We start from the raw sequence: 4952 nt of genomic DNA, 5'->3' as shown, positions 1-4952 counted from the left end.
GGACGCCGCGCGGCGGCTCGCCGCCTGCCCGCGCGTCGCCATCCTGGCGGGTGACGGCGCGGCGCAATCGCGCTGCGGGGCGGAACTGCTGGCGCTGGCCGAGCGGCTGAAGGCCCCCATCGTCACCAGCCTCGGCGCCCGGGCGCTGGTGCCGACGCGGCACCCCCTGGTGGCGGGGGTTTCCGGCACCTATTCCGCGCCGCCGGCCAACCGCGTGCTGCATGCCGCCGACCTGGTGCTGATGGTGGGCTGCGATGGTGGCGACCAGGTGACGCTGAACTGGCGCCTGCCGCGCGCGGGGGCCGAGATCATCCGCCTGGATGCCGATCCGATGGAGCTGGCGCAGGACAGCGCCGGCGGGGCCACGGCGCTCGACCTGCTCTGCGACCCGGCCGCGGGCCTGGCGGCGCTGGCCGACGCGCTGGGCCGCCCGGCACGAGAAGAAAGCTTCGCCGACCAGGCGGCGGCCTGGGTGGCGGAATGGCGCCAATCCATGGCGCCACGCCTCACCTCCGACGAGGCGCCGATCGACCCCGCCCGCCTCTGCGCCGAGATTTCTGCCAGCCTGCCCGAGGATGGGGTGCTGGTGGCGGATACCGGCTATTCCGGCATCTGGACCGGCACGCTGGTGGAGTTCAACGGGGCCGGGCAGGAGTATCTCCGCGCCGCCGGCTCGCTGGGCTGGGCCTTCCCGGCCGCGCTCGGCGCCAAATGCGCGGCCGGGGCGCGCAAGGTGGTCTGCTACAGCGGCGATGGCGCGCTCTACTACCATCTGACCGAGCTGGAGACGGCGAAGCGCCGCGGCATCGCGGTGACGCTGGTGGTCAACAACAATCGCGGCTTCGGCCAGGGCTGGCCGAACCTGCTGCGCGCCGCCGGCAACCGGCCGGAGGTCGCGGGCACGCTGCTGCGCTTCGGCGAGCACACCGATTTCTGCGCCATCGCGCGCGGCTTCGGCCTGCGCGGCATCCGCGTCGAGCGCGCCGGGGAGATCGGCCCCGCCCTGCGCGAGGCCATGGCATCGGACGAGACCGTGCTGGTCGAGGTGATGACCGGCATCGACCACCGCGCCCCCGAACCCTGGACGCCGGAGAGCTGACCCCATGAACATCGCCATCATCGGCGCCGGGCTGATGGGCCATGCGCTGGCCCTGGTCTTCGCCATCGGCGGCCACCGCGTGCGGCTGACCGACAGCAACCCCGAGGCGCTGGCCCGCGCCCCCGGCCTGATGGAGAAGGCCCGCGCCACGCTGGAGGCGGAGAGCGAGGCCGGCGGCCTCTCCGCCGAGGGGCTGCGCCAGAACGTCACCCTGCACGCCACCCTGGCCGAGACCGTCGCCGATGCCGCCCTGGTGATCGAGGCGATCATCGAGAAGCCCGAGCCGAAGCGCGCCCTCTTCGCCGAGCTCGACGCGCTGATGCCGGCGGAGGCGCTGCTGGCCAGCAACACCTCCTATCTCGACGTCTTCCCGCTGATGCCGCCCGCGCGCCTGAAGCGCGCGCTGATCATGCACTGGTACACGCCGCCCTATCTGGTGGATCTGGTCGACCTGGTGGGCAGCCCGGACTGCCCCGAGGCGGTGGTGGAGGAACTGGCGGCGGAACTCCGCCGCATGGGCAAGGTGCCGCTGGTGATGCGGCGCTTCCTGCCCGGCTACATCGCCAACCGGCTGCAATCGGCGCTCTCCCTCGAATGCTACCGGCTGATGGATGAGGGCTACGCCACGCCGCAGGAGATCGACGAGGCGATCATCCACGGCCTCGGCCTGCGCCTGCTGCTGCTGGGCCAGATGGCGAAGGGCGATTTCACCGGCCTGCCGCTCTCCGCCCATGCGCTCGCCAACCGCATGTACGCGCCGCCCGAGCCGCAGGGCCGCAGCACCACGCTGGACGCGGCGCTGGAGCAGGGCCGCACCGGCGTCATGGCCGGGCGCGGCTTCTACGACTGGGGCGGGGCCGACCCCGCCACCCTGATGGCCGAGCGCGACCGCAGGCTGATCGCGCTGAAGCGCGCGCTGCGGCAGATCGGCCCGATGGCCGGGCTGGCCGCCGGCACCACTCCCGACAACAGGCAGGACGAGACCAAGCGATGATCCGCTACGAGCTTTCCGGCAAGCGTGCCCTGGTCACCGGAGGCGCCTCCGGCATCGGGCTGGCGACGGTGCGGCTGCTGGCCGGCGCCGGCTGCCGTGTCGCCCTCAACCATCTGGCCGACGATCCGCGCGGGCCGGAGATGGTGGCCGAGCTGCGCGCCGCCGGGCATGACATCATCGCCGCCCCCGGCAATGTGGGCGATGCCACGGACGGGCCGCGCATGGTGGAGGCGGCCATCGCCGAGCTCGGCGGGCTCGACTATCTGGTGAACAATGCCGGCACGCCCGGCACCAGCAGCCTGATCCCGCCCACCGCGCTGGAGCGGCTGACCGAGGAGCTGTGGCAGACCGTGCTGCAGGTGAACCTGCTCGGCGTGTTCCGCTGCGCCAAGGCGGCGGCGACGGCGCTGCAGGAGGCCGGCGGCGCGGTGGTCAATGTCGCCTCCATCGCCGGTCTCGACAGCCCCGGCAGCTCGATGGCCTATGGCGCCACCAAGGCGGGTGTCGTCAGCCTGACGAAGAACCTGGCGCGCGGCCTGGCCCCCAGGGTGCGCGTCAATGCGGTGGCGCCCGGCGCCGTCGATTCCGCCTGGATGGTGCAATGGACCGAGGAGCGCCGCGCCGCCTCGGCCGAGAAGGCGCTGCTGAAGCGCCGCTGCACGCCGGAGGACCTGGCGGAGGTGATCGTCTTCCTGCTGGCGGGGGCGGGCATGGTCACCGGCCAGACCGTGGTGGTCGATGGCGGGCTGACGCTGGAATCGCGCTGAGGCGCGCGGAAGGCAGTAGGCTCAGGCCCGGTGCTGGGCCGCAGGGCGGCGCGGGGGCATCGCGCCGCTCTGCGTTCAGCGGTCCCCGGCGCCGGTCTGGGCGTCGAGCAGCCGGCGTTCCCGCCGCGTCAGCATCCGCCGCGCCACCAGCCAGGAGATCGGCAGGGCGAGGAGGAAGCTGAGCGCGGCGGCGCCGTAATAGGCGGTGGCGGCGGTGCCGAAATCCCGTGTCAGGCCAGGGACCAGCGCCAGCGCCATCGACATGAAGCCGAACAGCACCGCGTTGACGGGCAGATAGGCCAAAGCGGCCAGCTTGAGCATGCGATCCTCCTTGTCGTTCGCAACAGGGAGGAAAAGCGCGAGAGGCGGCATGGGATGCCTGCGCAATTGCGCCTAGCGCAGCCGTCCGAGGAACCAGGGCGGCACGGCCAGGTCGCCCGCCGCCATGCGCCGCGTCGTCTCCGCCTTGTGGCGCAGGATGTCCTCGGCCGTCACCTCGTAGCCGTAGCGGCGCAGCACCTGCGCCGCGTCCGCGGCCTCCGACAGCAGGTCGATCTCCTCATGGATCGCCTCGGCCAGGGCTGGCCGCAGCTCCATCTCGGCGATGAAGCGGTGCAACTCATCCGCATGCATGGCGAGCCCCCGCAGGCGAAGCCTTTGCATGGCGACCTCCCTTTTCCGGATGATCGCCTGCATGGCACGGATGTTTTTGTTTTACAAGCGTTCTGAAGTGGGCTTGCCGCGCGGCGCCCCGCGCCGCACCATGCCGGCTCCGCCGCCCAGGGAACCCCGCCATGCCAAAGGCCGACACCGCCCGCTTTCTCCAGGACCTGCACGAGCTGCGCCAGATCGGCGCCTATCGCACGGGGGTGCACCGCCCGACCTATTCGCCGCAGGACATGGAATCGCGCCGCTGGCTGATGCGGAAGATGGAGGAGGTGGGGCTGGAGGCCAGCATCGATGGCATCGGCAATGTCTATGGCCGGCACAAGGGGCCGGGGCCGCACCTGCTGGCCGGCAGCCATATCGAGACGCAGAACGAGGCCGGCTGGCTGGATGGCGCGCTGGGTGTCGTCGGCGCGCTGGCCATGGCGCGCGCCGGCCTGCCGGTCGATGTCTGCGCCTTCGCCGATGAGGAAGGGCATTTCGAGGGCGGCTTCCTGGGCAGCCGCTCGATCATCGGCGACCTGTCGGAGGAGGAGATCGACCGCAGCCGCAACCGCAGCGACGGCACGAAGCTGCGCGACGCGCTCGCCGCCGCCGGCCTCGCCGGGCTGCCGCGGATGCAACTCGAACCAGGCCGGCACAAGGGCTTCTTCGAGATGCATATCGAGCAGGGCACGCAGCTGGAGCGCGCCGGGCTGCGGCTCGGCATCGTCAGCGGCATCGTCGCCATCTGGCAGTGGCGGCTGCTGGTGGAGGGGCAGCAGGACCATGCCGGCGGCACCACCATGGCCGAGCGCCGCGACGCCGGGCTGACGGCGGTGCGGCTGCTGGCGGCGATCGACGCCGAGTTCCCGCGCTTCTGTGGCGAGCGCAGCACCTGGACCACCGGGCGCATCACCCTCGACCCCGGCGCGCCCAGCATCATCCCCGGCCGTGCCGATGTGCTGTTCCAGTTCCGCGATGTCTCGTTGGCCAAGCTGGAGGAGATGGAGGCCGGGCTGCGCCGCCTGGTGCAGGAAAGCAACCGGCGCGAGCGCTGCGAGACCACGCTGACCGCCGTGGGCAAGGCGACGCCCGCCTTGTGCGACCCCGGCATGATGCGCGCTTTGCAGGCGGCGGCCGAGGCGCTGGCGCCCGGCGCCTGGCAGGTGATGCCGAGCGGCGCCGGGCATGACGCGCAATACATCGCGCAGCTTATGCCGTCGGCGATGCTGTTCGTGCCCTCGATCGGCGGCATCAGCCATCACTGGGCGGAGGACACCAAGGAGGAAGACCTGGCGCTCGGTGTCGAGACGCTGGTGGAGGCGGGGGCGCGCTTCCTGGCGGGGTCGAACTAGCACAGGGAAAGCGTTCTTTTTTGAAAAAAAGAACCAAAAAACTTTTTTCAGTTGGCGTCCCGCTTCACCGGGAGACGGCGGCAGCCTGG

The 4952-nt window shown here is 71.7% G+C and carries 6 protein-coding genes; 4 read left to right on the top strand and 2 right to left on the bottom strand.

The window, feature by feature from the left end:
- The 3 genes from HMPREF0731_RS04510 to HMPREF0731_RS04500 all read left to right on the top strand — a co-directional run.
- The coding region (locus HMPREF0731_RS04510) for a thiamine pyrophosphate-binding protein (RefSeq protein ID WP_007002847.1) at positions 1 to 1099 on the top strand (1099 nt) is incomplete at its 5' end.
- A gap of 4 nt (positions 1100 to 1103) precedes the next feature.
- A complete protein-coding gene (locus HMPREF0731_RS04505) occupies positions 1104 to 2093 on the top strand; it encodes a 3-hydroxyacyl-CoA dehydrogenase family protein (RefSeq protein ID WP_007002846.1) in 990 nt (329 codons plus the stop codon).
- Entirely contained in the window at positions 2090 to 2860 is a 771-nt protein-coding gene (locus HMPREF0731_RS04500; RefSeq protein WP_007002845.1) for an SDR family NAD(P)-dependent oxidoreductase, read from the top strand. The genes HMPREF0731_RS04505 and HMPREF0731_RS04500 overlap by 4 nt, the downstream gene beginning before the upstream one ends.
- A 75-nt stretch (positions 2861 to 2935) precedes the next feature.
- Here HMPREF0731_RS04500 and HMPREF0731_RS04495 read toward each other — a convergent pair whose 3' ends face one another.
- Both HMPREF0731_RS04495 and HMPREF0731_RS04490 read right to left on the bottom strand, forming a co-directional pair.
- Positions 2936 to 3181 carry a hypothetical protein gene (locus HMPREF0731_RS04495; protein WP_157135923.1) on the bottom strand — a complete coding sequence of 82 codons (246 nt, stop codon included), beginning with the start codon at positions 3179 to 3181 and terminating at the stop codon, positions 2936 to 2938.
- Positions 3182 to 3253: 72 nt separating this feature from the next.
- Positions 3254 to 3523 carry a hypothetical protein gene (locus HMPREF0731_RS04490; RefSeq protein ID WP_157135922.1) on the bottom strand — a complete coding sequence of 90 codons (270 nt, stop codon included), beginning with the start codon at positions 3521 to 3523 and terminating at the stop codon, positions 3254 to 3256.
- 131 nt (positions 3524 to 3654) lie between these two features.
- Between HMPREF0731_RS04490 and HMPREF0731_RS04485 the strand changes: the two genes are divergently transcribed.
- Positions 3655 to 4863 carry a Zn-dependent hydrolase gene (locus HMPREF0731_RS04485; RefSeq protein WP_007002842.1) on the top strand — a complete coding sequence of 403 codons (1209 nt, stop codon included), beginning with the start codon at positions 3655 to 3657 and terminating at the stop codon, positions 4861 to 4863.
- Positions 4864 to 4952: the final 89 nt, after the last annotated feature.

The organism is Pseudoroseomonas cervicalis ATCC 49957, from assembly GCF_000164635.1.
Classification (GTDB): Bacteria; Pseudomonadota; Alphaproteobacteria; order Acetobacterales; family Acetobacteraceae; genus Pseudoroseomonas; species Pseudoroseomonas cervicalis.
This window is presented reverse-complemented; position numbering and strand designations above follow the sequence as displayed.

Coding starts and splice junctions, on each gene's coding strand:
- HMPREF0731_RS04505 (WP_007002846.1), top strand. CDS start 1,104: ATGAACATCGCCATCATCGGCGCCGGGCTGATGGGCCATGCGCTGGCC.
- HMPREF0731_RS04500 (WP_007002845.1), top strand. CDS start 2,090: ATGATCCGCTACGAGCTTTCCGGCAAGCGTGCCCTGGTCACCGGAGGC.
- HMPREF0731_RS04495 (WP_157135923.1), bottom strand. CDS start 3,181: ATGCTCAAGCTGGCCGCTTTGGCCTATCTGCCCGTCAACGCGGTGCTG.
- HMPREF0731_RS04490 (WP_157135922.1), bottom strand. CDS start 3,523: ATGCAAAGGCTTCGCCTGCGGGGGCTCGCCATGCATGCGGATGAGTTG.
- HMPREF0731_RS04485 (WP_007002842.1), top strand. CDS start 3,655: ATGCCAAAGGCCGACACCGCCCGCTTTCTCCAGGACCTGCACGAGCTG.